General features: G+C 41.6%; 15 protein-coding genes and 2 tRNA genes. 10 read left to right on the top strand and 7 right to left on the bottom strand.

The genetic code is table 11. The features are described 5' to 3' along the window. Window positions 1-63: 63 nt before the first annotated feature. Together FXZ76_RS01120 and FXZ76_RS01115 are read left to right on the top strand one after the other, a co-directional pair. The gene (locus FXZ76_RS01120; RefSeq protein ID WP_079535297.1) at window positions 64-1,527 is read left to right on the top strand and encodes a Sapep family Mn(2+)-dependent dipeptidase; all 1,464 of its coding nucleotides are present in this window, start codon (window positions 64-66) and stop codon (window positions 1,525-1,527) included. Between the two features lie 387 nt (window positions 1,528-1,914). Next, complete coding sequence (locus FXZ76_RS01115) at window positions 1,915-2,382, top strand: helix-turn-helix domain-containing protein (protein WP_079535296.1); 468 nt, start codon at window positions 1,915-1,917, stop codon at window positions 2,380-2,382. A 210-nt stretch (window positions 2,383-2,592) separates the two neighbouring features. Here the strand turns inward: FXZ76_RS01115 and FXZ76_RS01110 are convergent, their stop codons facing one another. Then, complete coding sequence (locus FXZ76_RS01110; protein ID WP_079535295.1) at window positions 2,593-4,269, bottom strand: helix-turn-helix transcriptional regulator; 1,677 nt, start codon at window positions 4,267-4,269, stop codon at window positions 2,593-2,595. A gap of 478 nt (window positions 4,270-4,747) precedes the next feature. Further along, window positions 4,748-4,825: transfer RNA gene (locus FXZ76_RS01105), tRNA-Met, on the bottom strand. 164 nt (window positions 4,826-4,989) lie between these two features. Here FXZ76_RS01105 and ngr point away from each other — a divergent pair. The 8 genes from ngr (at window position 4,990) to FXZ76_RS01065 (ending at window position 15,275) form a co-directional block, all read left to right on the top strand. After that, complete coding sequence (ngr, locus tag FXZ76_RS01100) at window positions 4,990-5,601, top strand: nigerythrin (RefSeq protein ID WP_079536829.1); 612 nt, start codon at window positions 4,990-4,992, stop codon at window positions 5,599-5,601. A gap of 102 nt (window positions 5,602-5,703) precedes the next feature. Then, window positions 5,704-7,230 (top strand): IMP dehydrogenase, encoded by a 1,527-nt coding sequence (locus tag FXZ76_RS01095; protein WP_079535293.1) that lies wholly within the window; start codon window positions 5,704-5,706, stop codon window positions 7,228-7,230. A 207-nt stretch (window positions 7,231-7,437) separates the two neighbouring features. Next, the gene (gene yihA / locus FXZ76_RS01090; RefSeq protein ID WP_079536827.1) at window positions 7,438-8,019 is read left to right on the top strand and encodes a ribosome biogenesis GTP-binding protein YihA/YsxC; all 582 of its coding nucleotides are present in this window, start codon (window positions 7,438-7,440) and stop codon (window positions 8,017-8,019) included. A gap of 39 nt (window positions 8,020-8,058) precedes the next feature. Then, complete coding sequence (gene leuS, locus FXZ76_RS01085; protein ID WP_079535292.1) at window positions 8,059-10,623, top strand: leucine--tRNA ligase; 2,565 nt, start codon at window positions 8,059-8,061, stop codon at window positions 10,621-10,623. Then, entirely contained in the window at window positions 10,613-11,248 is a 636-nt protein-coding gene (locus FXZ76_RS01080; RefSeq protein WP_079535291.1) for a 5-formyltetrahydrofolate cyclo-ligase, read from the top strand. The genes leuS and FXZ76_RS01080 overlap by 11 nt, the downstream gene beginning before the upstream one ends. 32 nt (window positions 11,249-11,280) lie before the next feature. After that, window positions 11,281-13,053, top strand: coding sequence for a hypothetical protein (locus tag FXZ76_RS01075; RefSeq protein ID WP_079535290.1), 1,773 nt, complete (start codon window positions 11,281-11,283; stop codon window positions 13,051-13,053). Window positions 13,054-13,512: 459 nt separating this feature from the next. After that, on the top strand, window positions 13,513-14,607 hold the full coding sequence (locus tag FXZ76_RS01070) for a sensor histidine kinase (RefSeq protein ID WP_147571483.1): 1,095 nt from the start codon (window positions 13,513-13,515) through the stop codon (window positions 14,605-14,607). Window positions 14,608-14,630: 23 nt separating this feature from the next. After that, window positions 14,631-15,275, top strand: a complete 645-nt coding sequence (locus tag FXZ76_RS01065) for a response regulator transcription factor (RefSeq protein ID WP_079535288.1) — start codon at window positions 14,631-14,633, stop codon at window positions 15,273-15,275. Between the two features lie 143 nt (window positions 15,276-15,418). On the opposite strand, the gene FXZ76_RS01060 is transcribed toward FXZ76_RS01065, so the two are convergent. The 5 genes from FXZ76_RS01060 to recJ all read right to left on the bottom strand — a co-directional run bounded on the left by FXZ76_RS01060 (window position 15,419) and on the right by recJ (window position 23,103). Beyond that, window positions 15,419-15,492, bottom strand: a tRNA-Gly gene (locus FXZ76_RS01060). A 90-nt stretch (window positions 15,493-15,582) separates the two neighbouring features. After that, window positions 15,583-16,677, bottom strand: a complete 1,095-nt coding sequence (galE, locus tag FXZ76_RS01055; RefSeq protein WP_462933108.1) for a UDP-glucose 4-epimerase GalE — start codon at window positions 16,675-16,677, stop codon at window positions 15,583-15,585. Between the two features lie 93 nt (window positions 16,678-16,770). Further along, window positions 16,771-17,469: an MBL fold metallo-hydrolase gene (locus FXZ76_RS01050; protein ID WP_079535286.1), complete on the bottom strand. Its 699-nt coding sequence runs from the start codon at window positions 17,467-17,469 to the stop codon at window positions 16,771-16,773. Continuing rightward, window positions 17,470-19,764 carry a RelA/SpoT family protein gene (locus tag FXZ76_RS01045; protein WP_079535285.1) on the bottom strand — a complete coding sequence of 765 codons (2,295 nt, stop codon included), beginning with the start codon at window positions 19,762-19,764 and terminating at the stop codon, window positions 17,470-17,472. A 21-nt stretch (window positions 19,765-19,785) separates the two neighbouring features. Then, window positions 19,786-23,103: a single-stranded-DNA-specific exonuclease RecJ gene (recJ, locus tag FXZ76_RS01040; RefSeq protein WP_079535284.1), complete on the bottom strand. Its 3,318-nt coding sequence runs from the start codon at window positions 23,101-23,103 to the stop codon at window positions 19,786-19,788. Window positions 23,104-23,274 lie beyond the last annotated feature (171 nt).

Here is a 23,274-nt window from a genome sequence, read left to right as displayed (position 1 = left end):
TTGTTTTGTAAAGCAAAACTCACAATTCGTCTGACAGCTAGCAACTGCGTTTTAGGAGAGTCTATGGAAAACGAATCTCAAATCAAAAATAGTAATTTAGTAGTTAATGAAATTGAAGAATATATAGAAGAAGTTTGGCCTGAAGTTTTAGAAGACATTAAATCTCTAGTGGCAATTCCTTCAATTTCAACATACGATTCGTTTGCTGAAGGGGCTCCTTTCGGAAAGCAAGTTCGCCTTGCTCTTGACTGTGCGCTTGAAATTGCCGAAAAACTTGGCTACGAGACAGGAACAGATGAAGGATATGTTGGGTTTGCTGACATTCCTGGAAAAGGGGAAGAACAGGTGGCAACGATTTGTCATGTCGATGTGGTGCCTGCAGGACCTGGCTGGTCGTGGGATCCGTTTCACGTAGAACAAAAAGATGGTTGGTTGATTGGTCGCGGCGTGGTTGATGATAAAGGCCCTGCGATATTGTCTCTTTATGCTGGTGCTTTTTTTCTAAAGAAGGACATTACACCTGAGTATTCATTCCGTGCAATTTTAGGTTGCGATGAAGAAATTGGAATGTCAGATGTTCATCACTATTTAAAAAATAACAAAGAACCTGATTTTCTTTTTACTCCTGATGCTGAGTTTCCAGTTTGCAATGCGGAAAAAGGGCAGCTTGGGGGAATTTTTAGAAGTGAAAAAGTGAAGAACGGCTGCATTGAGTTTTTGAGCGGCGCTGAAGCTACTAATGCTATTCCATCGCAAGCTGTGTGCATTTTAAATGTCGATGAGAAAGATTTACCCGTGCCAAGTGTCTTTTCCGGCCGTTTAGAGGTGCAAAGGGTAAAAACTGGACAAGTAAAGATTACTGCTCATGGAATTGGTGGACATGCATCAATGCCGAAGGGTAGCCTTAACGCAATTAAGGTGTTAGTATCCTACCTCCAGCAAGTGTCGAACTATTATGACAATTCCAGCAGTGTTTGTTTTTATGATCAAGAGCGTCAATTTCTCTATTTTCTTGAAGTCTTGTTATCTTCAACAGATGGTTCGGAAATTGGAATCGCAACATCAAATGAAGCATTTGGGCCTCTAACGTTAAATGCAGGAACGATTTCCATTGTTGACGGTGTGATTGAGCAAACTATCGACATTCGTTTCCCAGACAGCATAACCTCTGATGAACTAGTTTCTTCGTTGACAACTCTTTCTGCGAAGTATGGCGTGATTTTTGAAAGCACAGGTGCAAAAGCACCTTTCTCGGTTTCTGCTGACGATGCGGCTGTTCAAGTTTTGATCGACACCTACAACGAAGTAATGGGCAAAAATGCAAAACCATTTTCAATGGGTGGAGGAACATATGCGCGTCAATTCAGGCGAGCTGTGAGTTTTGGGCCAGAGGAACCAGGAATGGAATTGCCAGTGTGGGGCGGTCCTATGCACGGTCCAAACGAGGTTGCAAACATTGAACTTATGAAAAAATCGCTAAAAATTTATATTCTTGCTTTGTTGCGTCTCAATGAAATTGAACTCTAAATAGACAGAGGGAAGCTTCATGGCATTTACTTTTTATGATTGTTAGGTAGTTTTCTGCTTTATAGGTTGTCTCTTCTTCTATTTATCATTCTTAGCTTTAACGCTATTTTAGTTTCAAGTTAGTTTTGCCTATTATGTGCGAGTTAACTTTTGATTCGTTGTTAATGATAGTGTTTTTCCTATTTGGCATCTATTAGTAACAGTTTTAGTAATTTAGCCAGAGTTGATTTAATCGAAAAGAAATTAGCTTTTCAATAATTGTTTTAAAGCGGTTGTTTATACCCAAATGCTATTTATATCTAGCGAATTCGCTATATATGTACTGTCGTATGTTTGTAGCTTGTTCGGTTTAATTTATTGAAGCCTTCGATTGTAAGGAGTCGATAAATGGGCGTTAGGGACACACTCGCTAAGAACATTCGAGCGCGCCGCAAAGAGCTTGGAATTTCGCAAGAAAAACTTGCAGAATTATGCGGCATGCACAGAACCTACATTGGTGCAATCGAACAAGAGAGAGTAAACGTTTCTATCGATAATGTTGAACAAATAGCTATCGCTATGGGAGTGAGCACTAGCTCTCTCTTTTTCGAAAAACCCAATCTATCTTCAACTAAAAATAAAAACAATGAACTTGAGCATCCTTTACGCGGCGATGAGCCAACTTTTGAATTGCTAGAAATTGAAGGAAATGAGGTCAACACCGATTCCATTAATGCAAAAGATTCAGATTTAGCAATTCGCATCCTTTGTGCTCTTGTCAAAGATGGCTACAAGGGGGATGAATTGTTTAGCCACTTTTACGAAGTGCAAAATGAACTTTTTGATTACTTTATTAGCAAGGACAAAAGACTTTAGTCAGCATATGTTTGCCATTTACCATAGGCTTTTGGTTAATAGTTAAATTCTTGTCATTCATTTCACAAACCTGGAACTCGCGTTTATATCTAACGGTAAGTTAATAGTAAAACGATTGTTGTAAACAGTTTACTTTTATAAAACTAAATTTAAAATAGATATTTAATTGAACCCTAGGTCTAATCGTTCTTCGTTACTTTAGTTCTCTGTTCAGATCTGCATAAATCTGTATGAAATCATCTGCCAAAGTTTTGCGGCTGCTTTCCACGCGTCGGCATCTTTTGGGACTCCCATCCATTTTTTTACATTGACCTCGCAATAACCATAATTTGGCGCGTTGAAGAAGCAATGACCGCTTGCTTCAATGTCAGGATTTTCATATCTTATTTCAAACCAAACTCCGTCACAAATTGACCATCGCTTGATGTCTGAGCATGTACGTTTCCAGTTCATCAGCTGGTGTGGCTCGCGGAAACAGAAATTGGCACCTTTTTCAGAGTCATAAATGTTGGCCGTGTCAACGAAATTTTCTTCCATGCCAGGTGCGGCAAATTGAATAGGTTCAACAGCCGCGATTGCCTCGCCAACAAGTTGGCCGTAAGCTAAATAGTTTTCGCTATCGAGCAGTTCAGAAGTTTCTCTAATGTTTTCATTTTGCATTTCTGCTGCGAGCGTTCCATAGTTCATTCCATCGCTTATGTTTTGTTTTTCGGTCCATTCACCTATCAAACGCCAGGCTTGTTCATCAAATTCATTTTCGCTAGTAAATCCTGTGCCTTCCAGGTTTTCTTTTATAAACACTTCTAATCCATGTTCAAGGAATTCTGTTAATTCTAGGAATTTGTCTTGGCTAATTATCCTACTTGCAGTTTTAGAACATATGCGATAGGTCTTTCTATACATTTTCTGAGTGCGCTCGAGTAATTTTGAGAATTCCTCTGCAGCATAAGAAGGGTGCACTATTTTCACTTTTGGTCCAAGCTGCAGTAGCCATCCGAAAAATTGTGGTGAGAGCGGGGCCTTAACGCTTGCCTGCGCTCTGTCGCCTTTCGTCATAAAAACAGGCGCTTCAATTCCAAATTTATCGATGATTGGATTCATTACGCTTTGGTCGAACTCTAATACAACTGGCACTTTTGGAGCAGCATAAACTCCAAACGATGGAGAGATGTGATCTTCTTTTTTGTAATTAGAAATTCGATTGTCTTTTGTTGCAGGCTCTTCGCTAACTTTAACATCTAGCATCCGATCTACGCGATATGGCGTGAAAACATCTTTATTTTGCTTTGCCCAAAAATCATTAAATGTGATTAGATAATAAAATTCGTCGGCATAAAGCAATCGAACAGGCGTCGTAATGTATAAACACCCATTCTTTCTTGGCACGCGTTGCTTCTTTATATCGTAGGCAAAATATTGGAATTCAAATTTGCGTTTTTCTCTCAATGCCCGCTGAATAATATCTAGATTTTTAAAAACTCCTTCATTTTGCATCTTTACTCTGCCAGGCACTTCTATGCGACGTTGCAACGCCTTTCTTTGTTCAACGCTTGCGAATTGCTTTATGTTTTCGATGAGTTCATCTGTGATTTTGTCTGTTATGAAAGGAGCTGATTGCACCGCATCCACAAGCATTGTTATTTCTTGTATGTCAAGTGGTCGTTTTGCTAGATACCAATATCTGTGGCTTCGTTGTCTGATGTCGAAGCCGAAATCGCGCAGAGTTTGAATGTCACGATTGATTGATTTGCGTTCAGCATCAATTTCTTGAAATGCTAGCTCTTCAATGAGCTCTTGTGTTGTGATTCCGTTGGCGTCGTCCGTTTTGTCTAAAAGCGCCTTTAGAACGTAAAGGATTTTGAGTTTTTGATTAGGCTGGTTTGCCACGGCTTCTCCTTTTTAAAGAAAGAATGCCAGCATGTTTTCTTTTTGCAGTCCCAATATTGGTAATATTTTAAGATTGTTTAGCAAATGAAGTGCCGCCGTTTGAGGTACAAGAAAAAAGGCCTTGCATGTTGCAAAGACCAAGGTGTTTTTGGTCGCGGGCTTTGAGCGTTAAAAAACGTGCCTGTGGCACGTTTTTAGCGAGAAGGCTTCTTTGAGGCGAAGGCCGAAAAGAAGCATGGTACAAACTTTTAAATTGTTCAAATCCAGCCCAAAAGAAAAAAGGCCTTGCATGTTGCAAAGACCTTGGTGTTTTTGGTCGCGGGCTTTGAGCGTTAAAAAAACGTGCCTGTGGCACGTTTTTAGCGAGAAGGCTTCTTTGAGGCGAAGGCCGAAAAGAAGCATGGTACAAACTTTTAAATTGTTCAAATCCAGCCCAAAAGAAAAAAGGCCTTGCATGTTGCAAAGACCTTGGTGTTTTTGGTCGCGGGGGCTGGATTTGAACCAACGACCTCCGGGTTATGAGCCCGGCGAGCTGACCAGACTGCTCCACCCCGCAATATATTTAGTCCCTATTGGGATTATAAATTATAGCATAGTGCGGTTATTATGCAAAAAATTTCTCTTTTGCGTTTTTAAAACTCAATAAATGGTATACTAAGGAACAACTTGCCACAATATGTAAGAGTCAGACCAAATAGTAAAGGGGAGTATATTATGGTTATGAAAGCAAGAGCAGAAATGCCATCTGCAGCAAATGCAACAAACTTTAATGTAGTTGCTGACACTAAGACTGAGGCTGGGACTACCCTCGACAATTTGAAAGCAGCTGTTTGCGGCGAAACTGGAGCAAGCGCAAAATATGCAGCATTTTCTGCAGCAGCTGAGCAACAGGGCTATTCACAGCTTGCGCGTCTTTTCAAAGCAACAAGCGCAGCTGAGCAAATCCACATCAAACTTGAAACAAATGAAATCAAAAAGAAGGAACCAGGCTATGTGGCACCTGAGCCTCCAACCGGCATTGAAACACACGAAACAGATGTAAATCTCATTTCTGGAGCAAACGGCGAGATTTATGAGACTTCTGACATGTATCCAACTTTCATTAAAGTTGCTCAGGAAGAGGGCGACAAAGCGGCTGAGCTCGTCTTTACTCGTGCAAAACTTGCTGAGGCGGTTCATGCAGAACTCTATCTCGATGCCTACAACAACATCGACAATCCTGACGATGATTCCTATTATCTTTGCCCAATTTGTGGATATATTCACAAAGGCGACGATTTTGAGAAGTGCCCTATTTGCTTCGCTCCAAAACAAATACATCAGAAATTTTAAATTTGACCAGCAAATGGCTACAAAAGACGGCTTTAGGGCCGTCTTTTTTTGTTGCCTTGTTTTATAATTACAAAAAAGTTTCGACGGGAAAAGGAGAGTAGTATGGCTGAATATTTTGAAGAGCAATCACGCACATTTAATGAGTATCTTTTGGTTCCGGGCTATTCCTCTTCAGAGTGCATTCCTGCTGCTGTTTCTTTAAAAACACCTCTTGTTAAATATAAAAAAGGAAAGGAGGATTGCCCAATTTGTTTGGCTTCTCCTATGATTTCTGCAATCATGCAGTCTGTTTCAGATGACAAAATGGCTGTTGCTCTCGCGAAAGAGGGCGGAATGTCATTTATCTATGGATCTCAAACAATTGAGGATGAGGCTGCAATGGTCAGACGCGTTAAAGATCACAAGGCTGGTTTTGTTGAGTCGGACGTAAATCTAAAGCCTGACATGACACTCAGCGATGTGCTTGCTTTGAAGGAGCGTTTTGGCCACTCAACAATGCCAGTCACTAGTGATGGGACTTCTCATGGGAAGCTTTTGGGACTGGTGGCTTCGCGCGACTATCGTCCAAGCCGAATGGATGGAACAGAAAAAGTTGAAACGTTCATGACCCCTGTTGAAAAGCTCATCATGGGCAACACCGACACCACTTTAAAAGAAGCAAATGACATTATTTGGGATCATAAGCTAAACACTCTTCCAATTGTTGATAAAAATGGTTGCTTGTCATCACTTGTTTTTCGCAAAGATTACGACTCTCACAAATCAAATCCTAATGAGTTGTTGGACGCTGACAAACGATTTATGGTTGGTGCAGGAATCAACACTCGCGATTATGCCGATCGCGTCCCTGCGCTCGTCGATGCAGGAGTAGACGTGTTGTGCATTGATTCTTCGGAAGGTTTTTCTGATTGGCAAAAATATACTTTGCAATGGATTCGTGAGCATTATGGAAACGATGTCAAAGTAGGAGCTGGAAACGTTGTCGACAGGGAAGGTTTCCGTTTCCTTGCTGAAAATGGAGCAGACTTCATAAAGATTGGCATTGGCGGCGGTTCAATTTGCATCACTCGTGAAACAAAGGGAATTGGGCGTGGCCAGGCTACTTCCGTGATTGAAGTTGCAAAAGCACGTGACGAGTGGTTCGAAGAAACAGGTGAATACATTCCAATTTGCTCAGATGGTGGAATTGTGTATGACCACCACATTTCGCTTGCGCTTGCGATGGGAAGCGACTTTGTGATGCTTGGTCGTTACTTTGCCCGTTTCGATGAGTCTCCTTCAAACAAAGTTATGGTTAACGGAAATTACATGAAGGAGTATTGGGGCGAAGGTTCTGCCCGTGCTCGCAACTGGCAGCGCTATGACCTTGGTGGCGAGAAAAAAGGTCTTTCTTTTGTGGAGGGCGTTGATTCCTATGTTCCTTATGCTGGCTCTTTGCATGACAACATGGCAGTTACCTTGCTGAAAATTAAGTCAACTATGTGCAACTGCGGGGCGCTATCAATCCCTGAATTTCAGAAGAAAGCGAAACTCACTCTCGTTTCAAGCACGTCAATTGTTGAAGGCGGTGCTCACGACGTTACAATTCGCGATTCAAACACATATGCATCAAACGCACAGCTTCACTAGGGGGCTGGTAAAATAAATTTGCTTTTGTGAGGGGCTCTTTTGAATTTGGGCCCCTTAGTTATATAAAACTTTGAGGACTGAGATGCTCTTTTAAGGTTTTTGGTGGTAATGCGCTAATCAGGCGAACTTTGCTTTGATTATGGTTAGATGTTTGTTGGATGTTTCTTTGGGACATGTTTTTTCTCGCGATGTTTGGAGTTGCTAATTTTGAATTTCAATAAAGCAAAATATACGGCAAGCTATGGCGTTTCCTCTCAGTTGCCAGTAAGCAAAACTTGCGAAGTAGCATTTGCAGGAAGGTCAAATGTTGGCAAATCATCGCTTTTAAACTCGCTTTTGAACAGAAAAAACCTTGCAAAAGTTTCTTCGAAGCCTGGAAAAACTGCTACTATCAATTTCTTTGATGTTGATGGTGTCGATTTTGTTGATTTACCTGGATATGGATTTGCGAAAGTTTCGCAGTCTGAGCTCGATCGCTGGGCTGATTTAATCGAAGAATATTTTAATCAGGAACGTAATTTAGTGCTGGCAGTTTGTTTGATTGACATTCGTCATGACCCAAGCGATCTAGATTTTACGATGATTCAATTTTTAAAAGATGTTGATGCGCCTTTTGCAGTGGTTTTGACGAAAGCCGACAAGCTCAGTAAACAGAAGTCCAATGCGAATAAGCAACGCATTATGCGATTGCTTGAACTTGGAAGAGATGTGCCTGTGATTGTTACTTCTGCAGAGAAAAAAACGGGAATTGATGAGTTGCGCAAATTAATCGAAGTGCGCTGTGCATGATAGAATAACTCTTGAAAATTCAAGTTATAAGGGAAGAATATGAAAGAATACAATCCGTCAGTTGTTGAGGAATCAATCCAAGCTGCGTGGGAAGCGGAAGGTGCTAACCATGTAGACGAGAACTCCACCAAGCCAAAAAAATACATCCTCGAGATGTTTCCATATCCATCGGGAGACATCCACATGGGGCACGTTTCAAACTACACCTATGGAGACTGTCTTGCTCGCTATTGGAGAATGTGTGGTTTTGAGGTTTTGCATCCAATTGGTTGGGACGCTTTTGGTTTGCCTGCCGAAAACGCCGCTATTAAGCACAACACTCATCCATCAAAATGGACCTATTCCAACATAGACACCCAGCTTGCAAGTTTTAAACGAATGGGTTTTTCCTATGATTGGGATCGCATAGTTCGCACTTGCGACCCAGAGTATTACAAATGGGGACAAAAGCTCTTCTTAGAATTTTGGAAGAAAGGCCTCGTAGAAAGGCGTGAATCTCCAGTCAATTGGTGCCCAAAATGCAAGACTGTCCTTGCTAACGAGCAGGTTACAGAGGGCGTTTGTTGGCGTTGCTCAAGCGTTGTTGAAAAGCGAAATTTAACTCAGTGGTATTTCAAAATCACCGATTATGCAGAAGAATTGCTTGACGATCTCGAAAAACTTCCTGGTTGGCCTGCAAACGTAAAGCAGCAGCAAGCAAACTGGATTGGCAAGAGCGAAGGCGCTAATGTTGACTTTGTTGTTGAGCCATTAGATGGGGTTACTACTCCTGCTGACGGTGAGACAATCACGGTATTCACTACCCGCGCCGACACATTGTTTGGATGTTCTTTCTTTGTCTTGGCTCCAGAATATGCAGGGTTGCATGATCTTGTTCATGGCACTGATAAAGAATCCGAAGTGATTGAGTTTGCAGAGAAAGCTGCAAAAGTTTCGGCGGTTGAACGTGCTCAAGGAGACCATGAAAAACATGGTGTTTTCACTGGACGTTATGTTAAAAATCCAGTCAACGGGGAGCTTGTTCCTGTGTGGGTTGCTGATTATGTTGTTGCTGATTATGGTACTGGTGCTGTTATGGCAGTTCCTTGTGGTGACCAACGTGACTTTGAATTTGCAAAAAAATATGACCTTCCAATAATTCCTATTATTTTGAAGGAAGATGACCCTCTGTTTGAACAGTTACATGGAGAAAAAAATCGAGTAGTTACTTCTGTTGACTGGGAACAGGCAATGGAAGCTGAAGGCGTGCTAGTTCAATCTGGTGATTTTACTGGCCTTGTTGGCGGCAAGCATTCTGAAGGTGAGAAAAAAATCGTCGATTTCCTGGAGGAGAAAAAGGCGGGCCACAGGACGACGGAATATCGTTTGCGCGATTGGCTCATTTCACGCCAGCGTTATTGGGGCAACCCTATTCCTGCAATCCATTGTGAAAAGTGTGGTGTTGTTCCTGTTCCAGAAAAAGATTTGCCAGTTCTTCTGCCTGAAGACATCGACTTGTCTAATGGTGAAACTCTTGCCACACACAAGTCTTTTGCAGAATGCACATGTCCAGTTTGTGGTGCGCCTGCACATCGCGAGACCGACACAATGGACACATTTACTTGCTCTAGCTGGTACTATTTGCGTTATGCTGACCCACACAATGACAAGGAACCATTTTCGCCTGAGCTTGCGAACAAATGGTTGCCAGTAGATCAATATATCGGTGGCATTGAGCATGCTATTTTGCATCTTCTCTATTCGCGCTTCTTCACGAAAGTCTGTCGCGATTTGGGTATGGTCGACTTTGATGAACCGTTTGAGAATCTTCTTTGTCAAGGAATGGTTCTTGATTCTAACGGTGAGGTAATGAGCAAGTCGAAGGGAAATGTCGTTTCTCCCGAGGAAATGATTAAGAAATATGGCGCTGATGCTGTGCGAGCTGCTGTTCTTTTTATGGGGCCTCCAGACAAAGAGAAACTCTGGAACGAAGATGGCCTTGCTGGGATGCTTAAATTCTTGAAACGAGTTTGGCGTCAAGTCTACGATCTCAAAGGAAATGCTGGAGAAGAGACTTTCTTTGAAGAGACCCAGGCAGGAAAAGCTGAAGTTACTGCAAAAGATCTCATTCGAGTTCGCCATGCAACTGTGAAAAAAGTTACGGAAGACTTTAAGCGAAACAATTTCAACACTGCGATTGCTTCAATCATGGAACTATCGAATGCAATTGGTGCTTTCCTACGTTCGAATTCTAAAAATTTGCGTGAAAATGACAAACAATTGAAAGACCTTTGCGATGATGTTGCAGAAACTATTGTCGAACTTTTGTTCCCGATGACACCTCATTTCTGCGATCAGCTCTATCGCGATTTAATTAAAACTGGGGGCAGAGCAACCGAGGCAACTTGGCCATCATTTGATGAGGCTCTTTGTGTTGCAGATGAAGTCGAAATTGCAGTCCAACTTCTTGGCAAGGTCAAAGCCAGAATCATGATTCCTGCTGACTGTGAGAAAGAGACAGCAATAGCGAGAGCAAAAGAGGCAATTTCGCAAGATCTCGAAGGTAAAACAGTCGTGAAAGAAATTTTCGTCCCTGGGCGATTGGTAAACGTCGTTGCAAAATAACGAGGCTATTAAAAATAGAAAAACGGAGTTAAGGCAACTTGTTCTCAAGCGCAGAAATGCGCTTACGAGGGAGCAAGTTGCTTCTTTTAGTTCAAAAATATGCGAGTCGCTTTCAAGTCAGTTTCTAACTAACCCCAAACTAGATGCAAGTTGTCTTGATTTACAAATGAAGTCAGACTTAAATTCCGGGGGATTTAGCCATCTAACTATTGCGGTTTATGACGCGATGGAAGGAGAGGTTGATCTATCAGAATTTGTAAACTCTGCTAAAGTATTTGACATAAATGTTTGCAAGCCTTTTATTGTTAATGACGAGAAGGGCCACATGGAATTTACAAGTTATGACACGCAGTTTAGTCAACTTGACAAGTTTTCAATTGACGATTTTGAAGTCGTTGCACCTGAAGCAATAGATTTGATTATTTGCCCAGTAGTAGCATTCGATAACATGCTTAATCGTTTGGGCTATGGAGGAGGTTTCTATGACCGCTATCTGCGCAGACTTCCCTCTTATATTCCAAAAATTGGAGTTGCTTTTGAGGTCCAAAAAGTTAACGACGTCCCAATAGATAAAAATGATTTAAAACTTGACTACTTTGTTACAGAGGACTTTCTAACCAATTAGTCAATATTTAATTATTAAGGTTATGGAGGGTTATGGGCGAGTTTTTTGCACACCGACTTGCTGGTTTTAAGAGAAAAGTACTAACCGTTGCGGGGTGCGTAGGCCTGCTCATTTTTATCTCGCTCGTGAGCTTTCAAATTCTATTGCCTTTTGATAATCCTGAATTTACTGTTATGGGGACTGGCTCTTCAAGCACTTCAGGATTGATGCTCTTAATGGGACCACTCTTTTCTTTTTGGGCTTTTTCTATTGCAGCTCGTTGTCCTGATGCCTATATACGGCGACGTTTCGTTGCTATAGCTGGACTTCTTGCGATGTGGATGCTGCTTGTGTTAATAAAATATCCAAGCCGAAACGACCTGTTTTCATCAATTTGCTGGTATCTCTATTACGTACCAATGATTTTTGTTCCAGCGCTTTGCTTTTCAAGCTCGCTTCGCGCTGTGTGTGTTGAAAACACTGTGGCAGGGTTGGTTTCACGAAAAGTTGTTCTTTTCATTAGCATTGCATTGGTATTTTTTATTCTAACCAACAATTTTCATCAACAGGTTTTTGACTTTAATTTCGCTGATGTTGGATGGTCGGGGAATTATTCCTATAACTGGGGTTATTGGTTAGTCTTGTTTTGGATATTAGGTTTATATGGGTCGTTTTTTGTATTGATTGTACCAGCGTCAAAAAATCGACTTCGACCTGCTTTTATTCCGATAACAATAATTGCCATTGTTGCTGTTTCCTATTGTTTTCTTTATGTTTTCAGACAATACTTTCTTTTTAAAACCAACATTGCGCTTGTTTATTCTGTTCTAGTTTTAGTAGCCATCGAGCTATCTCTTGATTTCGGAATTTTTCCTTCCTATTTGCATTATGACGAAGCTTTTTATGCACTTCCTTTTAATGTAAAGCTATTTTCGAAAGATAAAAAAATGCAGTTCTCAACTAAAGAAGCAGATGTCTCACCCGTTGTTTCAGAAAATGTTGTTTCCGCGCTGGCTTCTTCAGATTCAATCACTTCCTGTTTAGACAACAATAATTCGAACATTATGATTAGATCATTTCCTATTGCTGGCGGAACTGCTGTATCAACTATTGATGTTGGGGCTATAAACAAGCGGCGTCAAGAATTAAAGGCCAAACAAAACCAGCTTTATTTGCACAAGGAAGTTCTAGAACGTGCACAAGCGACAAGAAAGTTGCTTGCCTTGAATGACTGCAAACAGTCATTAGTTTCTGCTATAGAGCGTTCGTTACATGACATTTTTTTAAAGATTGAGGAATTGGTCAAGAACTTGCCCGCAAGTGATAGTCCCGACGATATACAGAGAAGAAGAGAAGTTCTTGAGCAGGTGAAGTTCTTGACAGCATATTGCAAGCGTAAAGGAAATCTCGTAATTTCCGCACATAAAGATCATGTTTTTAATCTTGGCCAAATGCAACTTCTTCTTCATGAAATAACATCTGATTTCAGTTCTCTTGGAATAGACAGTGCTGCTTTTGTAGAAATTAATGAGTCGCTACCAGTAGAAAAAGTCACTTTTATATACGATTTCATTTATGGTTTTTCGCGTCTTGCTTTCGATGCAAAAGTTTCTGCTTTAATGATTTTTATTAAACAGCGACAGGCAAATGATATAGAACTCAGACTTGCGTTTGAGACTTTCTCTAGTGCTTGCTCAAATAACTTAGCGAGGAGTTTCCAATTATTGACGGTTCAGCTCAAAGCCGCTCATGTTTTTATAGAGGTGACGGAAGAAGAACATGAAGTTATCGTCATTCTCAAAAATGCCTTCATCTCTTCTAAATGACATTGATATTTCACAGATTGTGACGGTTGCTGGACATGTGGAATCAGGAGGAAAAGATGTTACTTGTTGCGATGGCAAAATAAATGATTCTACTTTTTGTAGTGCTGATAAAAAAATGAGGGGTGAGTGATTTTGGAATTTTTGTTTTCCTTAAATGAGACAACTCTCATTCTTCTGACCATTTTTTTCTATATCGCCGCTTTTGGGCAAACGTATTATGCACTTCAGACTGCTTTTTGTGAAACTGATGACCGCTTATCGGGGGTTGTCTTATATGAATTTCTATTAGCGTTTCATTTGGTGTTAGCTTGTGCTGTAGCAAATTCTGCTCATTTTAACTATGGAGAAATTCTTTACCGAATCAAGTTGTTTTCGGTTCCAATCGAACCTCTTCTCTGGTTAAATTTGGTCATTTTCTCTTTCGGTGCTTTCCTTGCAATTAAACACAAGAAACCAATTATGAGTTTAGAGCTTGTTATGGTGTTAATGTGCACGCCCCCCGTTATTGCTCTTTGTTATTCATATAGCTGGGTTTTACTATTTATGGATTGTTCATTTTTTATTTTTCGCATTTCATCGTCGCTTGCTCTGGGGTTCAAGAGGCAATCGCTTCATTTATCTCGCCTGTCTCCAGGAGAAGCGATTAAAAAACTGCCTGAAGGGGTTCTTTATTCCTCGAAGAGAAAAGGAACTTTGCTCATGAACGACACCATGAGGAGAACTCTCATAAATCTTGGCATCAAAGGTCATCTCTTTGTTGAGACTAACGTTTGGGACGATATGATAAATTGCGCTCTAAATGAATATGGAATCAGGCTTAATAGGGATTCTCAATCGTTGACTATGCGTGTTGCTCCTGGGGAAATTCGTCAGTTTATGAGAAGAGAAGTTACGCTACACGGGGTTAAAGCGGTCCAAATCGTGGCTGTTGATGTAACTGAACAAGAAGAACTAAATGAATCTATCCGTCATGCAAACCTAGAGCTTGAAGCCTCTAATGTTCAATTGAAAGAAGCTCTTCAAGAAATTGAATTGACGGCTCAAAGAGATGCTGAAAATGAACTAAAACTACGAGTTCATGAAGAGATTGGGCATCGGATGAGCATTTTGCATCGTTATTTAGAATCGGGTATCGACAATCCTCAAGCTGTGGAAAGAATATCGCAATTAGTTACAAGCATCAAATCTTCGTTTAGCGAGCATGAGGATCAACATGGAGATGCTTTGTCATTGCTCATAGATGCCTTTTCTTTGGTGAATGTTTCAATTCACCTGTCAGGCAATTTTCCTAGGGAGAATCCTTCATTTCCTGTATTTGTGGCAATAGTTAGAGAATCATCTCTTAATGCACTCAAACATGCTAATGCAAAAAACGTTTATGTTGAAATAATGAAAGAAGAAAATTTTATTTCGGTATCAATTTATAGTGATGGGAATTTTTCTGGGGAGGCAGTCTTCGAAGGCACAGGGATTCAACAAATGAGATCGATTGTCAAATCTGTTGGAGGGAGTTTCGAAATTTCTTCTCTTAGTCCATTTACAGTAGTAGTTTAACTTCTAGCAAACGAGGTGGTCGAATGATTAAGATTCTTCTGGCAGAAGATCAAGTTATTTTGAGAGAAACGCTTGCTTGTACACTAAATTTACAGGAGGATATGGAGGTCGTTGCTGCTGTGCCAGACGCATCCGCTGGGCTTAGAGTGCTGGATAGCACAGATGCGAACCTTGCCTTGCTTGATGTATGTTCTGAGGATGGAGAAATTGGAATTGAATGCGCTAAGCGAATTCGAGAAGACTATCCTGATGTTAAGGTCGTAATTATGACGGGAATGCCGGAGATAACGTTTATAGAAGGGGCTAAAGCAGCTGGGGCACATAGTTTTGTTTATAAAAATGTTGGGACAGAAGAGCTAATTGGCGTGATACGCTCAACTATGAACGGCTATTCAACATTTCCAAACGAAAAAAAGAACATTCTTTCTAGCGCAGCGTTGTTGACTCCAACAGAAATAAACATATTGAGACTCGTTTGCGAAGCTAAATCTCGAAAGGAAGTTGCAGCTGCGCTTTACATGAGTGAAAGCACGGTAAAGCGCTACATTTCAGAGATACTTGCTAAGACAGGATATGACAGCATTTTGCGTTTGGCGGTTCATGCTGTTTCGCAAGGTCTAATTATTCCACGAAGGACTCAAGAGCTTAGCAACGAGGACAGCAAATGAGAGAAAACTCACTGTTTTTCTTTGCTTTCCAGCTTCTCCCTTGAAAGCTGAAACCAGCGATAAATGAGAGAATAGAATCAACTGCACTCGTCATTCGCAGACTTTTTGAGACAAAATATAGCGTGGATTTATTCCTTATAGAATGGAGCGGGTGACGGGAATCGAACCCGCGTCGCAAGCTTGGGAAGCTCGTGTTCTACCATTGAACTACACCCGCGAAGAATGTCTTTAAGACTAAATCATTATAGCGTGAATTGCTGTTTGTAGCAAAAAGAAGGCTTCTTAGCGAAGCCTTTCTTGCTTTTGTTTATTCACAATAACCGTTAGGATTTTTGGATTGCCAATTCCATGAGTCTATGCACATGTCATTTAGGTTTTTTTCTGCAACCCAGCCAAACTCTTTTTTGGCTTTGTCGGCATTTGCATAATTTATTGCGATGTCACCAGCGCGCCTAGGTTTGATTTCATATTTAATTTCGTGGCCGCAAGCCTTTTCAAAAGCATGGATGACTTCAAGAACGCTTGATCCTTTGCCTGTTCCCAAGTTGAAAACTTCACAACCACGTCGATCGTGCCCAGCGTCTGTTCCGCATTTCCCACCCATCCAGGCTAGCACGCTAACATGGCCTTTTGCGAGGTCAACGACGTGTATGTAGTCGCGCACGCCCGTTCCGTCAGGTGTTGGATAGTCATCACCAAAAATACCAACGCTGTCAAGTGCTCCAACAGCAACTTTTGCGACATAGGGGACAAGGTTGTTCGGAATACCTTGTGGGTCTTCTCCAATGAGACCGCTCTCATGGGCTCCAATGGGGTTGAAATAACGAAGCAGAACAATGTTCCATTCTTCATCACTTTTCGCAGTGTCCATGAGGATTTGCTCGTTCATGGTTTTTGTCCAACCATATGGATTTGTTGCGTCGTGTTTTGGAGAAGTTTCAAACAGCGGAACGCTGTCAGGTTCACCATATACTGTCGCACTAGAACTGAACACGAAGTTCTTAACTCCATGTTTTTTTGCAGTTAGAAGCACTGTTAATGCACCACCCAAATTGTTTTGATAATATTCGAGAGGCTTCTCTACTGACTCTCCCACGGCTTTAAATGCCGCAAAATGAATGATTGCGTCAATTTCATTTTCTTCGAATATCTTCTCTAACGCACGCGCATCAAGAACTGACTCTTGATAAAACTTAAGACGTGGAGAATCTTTTGCAATGCCAACAATTTGTCTGATTCGGTCAACAGCAATTTTGCTTGCGTTGCTCAGATCATCAACAATCACCACTTTAAAATTTTGTTCTAACAGTTCAACGCAGGTGTGCGATCCAATAAACCCTGCTCCGCCAGTTACAAGAATTGTGAGTTCTGAGTTTTCTTTAGCAAGTGATTTGTTCATAATTCGTTCCTATTTCTTCGACTGTAACCGCGCCTTTGTGTTCCCAGCCATAGATGGGAACACAAAGGATGATTTTCTAAATTAATGAAGCAGTTTTTATTTCACAAAGTCTGGCTTTGGTTCAGCTCCCCATCGCCAGAAAGTTGCTCTGCGTTCAGTTTTTATGTTTGTTATAGAACGGTGACCTGGAAGAACAACTGTGTCATCTGGAAGAGCTGCGAGCTTTTTAATTGAAGCACGCATGTCATCATCACTTCCGCCTTCAAAGTCAGTTCTGCCTGTGCTTCCAAGGAAAAGTGTGTCACCAGCAATTAAAACAGGAAGCCCGTCTGGATGGTTCCCATGCTGAGGAATGTCGAACAGGCACATGGAACCTTTTGTGTGTCCAGGTGTGTGAATGACTTTCCACTTCATGCCACCGAGTTCAATAACGTCTCCGTGCTTTACAGTTCGATCGATTTCTACACTCTTTGACTTGCGAGAAGTTCCAGTTGCATTGCCTTCTTCGCACCATTCTTTATCGTCTTCATAGCAGATAGTTTCTGCGCCGGTCATTTCTTTCAAATCAGCGGCACCACCGATGTGATCCCAGTGACCGTGGGTGATGATAATTGCGTCGCATTTTCTTCCATTTAATGCATCCATGATTTTGTCGGCGTCGCAAGAAGGATCGACCACAAAAGTTGCCTTTCCGTCGCTAATTATGTAAACGTTGTTCATGAGAATGCCAAGCACCAGGCACTCTACATCGACGCATAGTCCTTCGACGACATTAACTCTTCCTAAATCGAACATTTATTGCTTCCTTTTCTTTCTTTTTGACTTGTTTGAAGGTAGCGCGCGAGTGACCTCGAAAACACCCTCAATCTTGCTTAAGTTGTCAATTACATAGTCTATCATTTTGGGTTCTGTCACCTCAAAGCCCAGCATCATGTTATATATGCTTGCTTGCTTGGTGCTAGTCGTGCATGAAGTGACATTGATTCCCATTTCACCAAACACTGTAGACACATCGAGAAGCAAACCAACCCTGTCGATAGCGTTAATTGACACTTCAACTTTATAAATTGCATCAGGGCGTGTTTTCTCCCATTCAACAGGAATAATTCGTTCTGGCGATCTCATTAGATCAGTAGCATTTGGACAGTCTTTCCTGTGGACCGAAACGCCGCGCCCCCGCGTAACAAATCCAATGATTTCATCTCCTGGAACAGGATTGCAGCAATGCGAGAGTCTCACTAAAACATCGTCTATTCCCTTAACGACTATTCCGTTTGAAGAGTGTGCCTCGTGTTTTTTTGGGCGCTTCACGCTCGTGACCATGTCAAGTCTATCAATCGATGCACCGCTAACTGCTGTCGGAGTTTCTTTCTTTTCCTCTTCTTTTTTTGCACGCTCAACAAGAATCTGCAGAAGTCTGCCAGCTATAGTTTCTGAGTTTTCTTTTCCCTTTGCAATTTGCACAAACATTGCTTCTGGCGTTGGATAGCCCATGTCATCTGCGACGAGACGAAGCGCTTTTACAGTGCGTGCATTGCTCAAGCCATAGCCGTTTTTGCGCATTTCTGAAAGAAGTTTTTCACGACCTTGAATTGTGTCGTTATCTCGAGAAATTTTAGAGAAATGTTGCCTAATTTTATTTCTTGCAGAAGGAGTTTTAACAAAGGATAACCAATCCATAGACGGGTTGGCAACTTTTGAAGTCATAATTTCGACTCGGTCACCGGTTGAAAGTTTGTGCGAAAGCGGAACAATTTTTCCATTTACTTTTGCACCTATGCATCTGTTGCCAACTTCGGTGTGAACAGCATATGCAAAGTCAACTGGAGTTGCCCCTGCACGAAGTGTTTTAACGTCACCATCAGGCGTGAACACATAAATGTCAGATTCTTCTAAATCGATTTTTAGGTCTTTTAAAAATTCACGTGAATCATCTGATTCGTCGGACCAGTCAATCATTTCTCGCAACCATGAAAGCTGAGCGTCGATATCTCTCGGTGAAACTTTTCCGCCGCCTTCTTTGTAGCGCCAATGAGCAGCCACTCCATATTCGCTCGCACGATGCATTTCCTCTGTTCGAATTTGCACTTCGAGCGGGCGTCCTGCTGGTCCCATAACTGTCGTGTGAAGGGAGCGATACATGTTGTGTTTTGGGATTGCGATGTAGTCTTTAAATCGACCTGGAATTGGTGACCACAATGAGTGAATCGCACCAAGGGCTGCATAGCAGTCCTTAATGTCATTTACAATCAAACGCACTGCAATGAGGTCATATATTTCAGAAAATCCTTTACCCTTCTTCATCATTTTTTGATAAATAGAATAGAAGTGCTTTGGACGACCCATAATGCGTGCGTCGATGTGAACTTTTTCTAGTTCGTTTTTGATTTGCGTTTCAACGTTTTCAAGATAGGCCTCGCGGTCTTCTCGAGAATCGGCAACAAGGCGCTCTACTTGTTTATATTTTGATGGTTCAAGCCAATAAAAAGCTAAATCTTCTAACTCCCATTTGACTGAGGAGATTCCTAAACGATGGGCGATTGGTGCATAAATTTCTAGTGTTTCACGTGCTTTGAATAAACGTCGGTCTTCAGGTAGCGATTTGATTGTGCGCATGTTGTGCAAACGGTCAGCAAGTTTGATGACGATAACGCGGATGTCTTCGCCCATTGCAACAAGCATTTTTCTGATAGTTGCAGCTTGCTCGTCAGTGAGATTTTTCACTTCGATTTGGGTGATTTTTGTCACTCCGTCAACAAGGTTTGCGACATCTTGACCGAACTGTTTGGCGACATCTTCTTTTGATGCACGCGTGTCCTCTACCGTGTCGTGCAGAATTCCTGCAACCACAGTTTCGATGTCCATTCTGAGTTCAGCAAGAATTTTTGCTACTGAGAGAGGATGTGTTATATAGGGCTCTCCACTTTTTCTTTTTTGGTCTCCATGCATTTTTGTTGCAAAGTGGTAGGCCTCAGTCAGGGTGTCGAGGTCGGTGCTTTCCATATATTCTGCACAGAGAGCCTTTAGCTCCTCAAACAAAACGTCAGGATCTTCAACGATGGGTCGATTTGTTATAGATTCAGTTTGCATTTTAAATCTCCTCTCATTTTCTCAGAAAATGGGGTGTGTTATGCGGTTTGTTAAATCAGCAACTGAAGCAAAAAGCGCTTCGTCTCTATATGATGCGAAGTCCGCTTGGGCTGATAGTCCTTCACAATATTTTACCGAGTCGGTGAGCTCAGACTTCTTGTTTAAGTCGCCACTTTTTACGAAATGAATTTTTCTAGTGCCATAAAACTTTATTTCGTCATCAAAAAAATCGAGTTCGCAAAAAACTTTAAGTGCATTTTCAATTATGTTTGGAGTTGAGTTGTAAATTTTCCCTTGTATAGAAACAGATGATATTGTTTTGGAAAATTGCTCGCTTTCAAGTTCAAAAGTTCCACTTTTAGATGCCTTGATGGCTTGTAATATGCGCTTGTAGATCACAGCCATGAAATTTCTATCGGGCGCTAGTTCGTTTAATATCGATTCGTTGATGCTTGCGTCCCTTTTTCCATACATCAAATGAATCCACGATTCTTCTCCATCTCGACCGGCGCGACCTGCCATTTGATTGAACTCTACTTCGTTCGTTGGCATGTGATACAACACGACATTTCGTATGTTTGGAATGTCTATTCCTTCTCCAAAAGCAGAAGTTGCCACTAACACTTGAATGTCGTCGTTTCTGAAAAGTGCCCCGATTCTTTTTCTTTCAATGCGTGAAAGTCCTGCGTTATAAAACCCGATGTAGGGTGCAAGCTGTGGAACTCTTGCGCGTTGGCGTCTTGCGACGGCAATTGACTGCTCTCGTGTTCCGACATAGACGACAGTCTTTTTTCCCTGGGCGAGCAAATGCGCAAGGTAGTCGTCTCTGTGTGCTATGTTTCGTTGATCGTTGATTCTCAAATTAGCTCTGCTTGCATCATCAATAACTTTGTGTTTAAGAGTCAGCGCCTGCATTAGCCTTTCTTGGATTTCTTTTGGCGCTGTCGCAGTGAGAGCTATTGTGGTCGGGTTTCCCAAAAGTTCTTTTGTTTTGTGAATGCTTGCGTAGGAATCGCGCGATTGTGGAATTTCGGCCGCGTGATGTGCTTCATCAATTACCAAAAAGCCGAAATCACCTGCAGATTTTAACTCGTTTACATGTAGCTCCAAATATTCAGGTGTCGTTAAAATGATGTCAATGTCTTTGCTTTTAACCCTTTTGTAGATTTCATTGCGTTTGTTTAGAGGAGTTTCTCCATTTAGAGTGGAGATGTTAATGCCAAATTTGTTAAGTTTCGATTCGATGTTGTTTTCCTGATCACCGATTAAAGCGCGAAGTGGATAGACAAAAATGCTTTGTTTGTTTTTCAATAAAGCAATCATTGCGGCATGTGTTTGAAACACTAGCGATTTACCTCGACCAGTCGCCATAATTCCAAGCGTCGATTCGCCTTCTTTTAGGTGATTAATTAATTCCGTCTGCGCCGAGTGTAAATCGTGTTCGCCAATTAACTCTTTGACAATCTCTGCGAATGCTTTAGTTGGATTAGTCCTGGCAAGATTCTCATAGTAATCTCGAGTTGACTTTTCATCTTCCACATCGTTTGAGATCTCTGTTTGGTTACTGCTGTTGCTTTCCTTGTTTTGGAAAAGACCTTCGATAAATTCAACAGAAGCATCGCTGCAAAGTGATGAAAGAGCAGGGCATTCTGTGAGTGGAAGAAGAGACTCAGCTTTTGCTTTCACGCTTGTTGTTCCATGCCAAGTTTCGGTTTCCACAGAAAAGATTGCATTAACAACGGCATTGGAGTCTTGCAATTCCTTTATGTTTTTACAGTTAAATTCAATGCAAGATATTTTTGATTGCCCGTTTGAGAGTTTGCATAAATAATGACTTCCGGAAACACCAACGGGACGGCCGTCAAATTCAGTCACGTTTTTTGCTAGGAGCAGAGGCTTTTCGTTTTCTTGTCCAAATGGACCGCATTTCTCAAGCATCTTTACATTTTCTAAAGTCAGCTCGTCAAGAGAAACAACTGTGTCAATTTTTATTGTTTTCTTAAATTTAGCCTCGTCAAATTGATTGAGAGACTCATTCATTCTTTGTTCAAATGCTTCGAGATTTTTTGATGGAAGAGTTATTCCGACGGCCCCTTTGTGTCCTCCATAGCGTGTTAAAAGGTCGCTTTGTTCATTTACGACCGAGAACAGATTGATGTCTCCAACACTTCTTCCACTTCCGCGGGCCTCATCTCCATCTATCGTGAAAATGATGGATGGGACTTGATATTTATCCACCACCCTAGCTGCGACTATTCCTTTTACACCTTCATGCCAATTTTCTCCTGAGAGACAAAGACAACGTTGACCTTCCCATTTTGAAGATGCTTTTTCAAGAGCAAGTTTTGAGAGTTCTGTTTCTATGTTTCGACGCTTAGTGTTTAGCGTGTCCAGTTCTTTTGCATGTTCAAGCGATTCTTCAATGGTGTCGCTTAACAGCAAGTTGAGAGAAACATTAGCTTTCCCTAAGCGCCCTGAAGCGTTTAGCCTTGGCACACATGAAAAACTAACAGAATGCGCGTTAGTTTCTGACGGGTTTACCCCCGAGCTTTCGAACAATGCTCTAAGGCATGGTCTGCATTGAGTTTTGATTTTCTCTACGCCGTCGTTTATGAGTGCTCGATTTTGCGAGCGTAACGGCATCATGTCGGCAATTGTCCCAAGCGTTGCAAAGTCGGTGTAACTTCTCCAAAGATGCGGAAATCCAAAGCGAGAACCCACTGCCTGAATGACTTTGAGGGCAACACCCACGCCAGCTAAAGTTGAGTCTTCTTCGCTTCCCTTGTGTTTGGGATCACAAATCACAACGCCTTCGGGGACAAGGTCTCCCGATTCGTGGTGGTCGGTCACAATAACTTCGACACCTTTAGCAACAATTTCTGCAACTTCTTTTTTGTTTGCAATACCGCAGTCAACGGTAACAATTATGTCGGGGTTAAAAGGCTTCAATTCTTCGAATGCTTCTAATGACAAGCCATAACCATGTTTGAATCTGTCAGGAATAAAAGGTGATACATTTGCACCAAGCGCACGCAGGCCTCGTGTGAGGACTGTCGTTGCCGAAATTCCGTCTAGGTCGAAATCGCCAAACACGACTATTCTTTTTTTGTTTAAAATTGCGTTTTGCAAGCTGCTTGCGACTTCTTCCATTCCTGGAATGTCAAGGGGATTCCCCCAGTCTCTTTCAATGCTTGGGTTTAAATATTTATTTATTTTTTCAGCTGAATCATAGCCTCGCGCAACGCACGTCGAAACAATAAAGTGTGGCAAATTCAGCTCTGCCATGCACTTCCGAACAATTCTGTTATCGCAAGGCTTCATCTCGAATTGCTGCGACATAACTGCTGTACCTATTCTCTTGTTTTCTTCTGTTTTTAATTATAACTTTGTGATGTTTCGTTTTTTTTTGCACGCGAGCTAGAGGTGCTCGTCTTGTGTTCACCTTTGCACGTGCTGGACTGAAGTGCGTTGAGCTGCAGACGAATTACACGTGTTAAAGAAGCTTATCTT

Origin of the sequence: Phoenicibacter congonensis (assembly GCF_902386915.1) — a bacterium.
GTDB classification, from domain to species: domain Bacteria; phylum Actinomycetota; class Coriobacteriia; order Coriobacteriales; family Eggerthellaceae; genus Phoenicibacter; species Phoenicibacter congonensis.
Note: the sequence above shows the minus strand (reverse complement) of the source record. Positions and strands in the feature narration are given on the sequence as shown.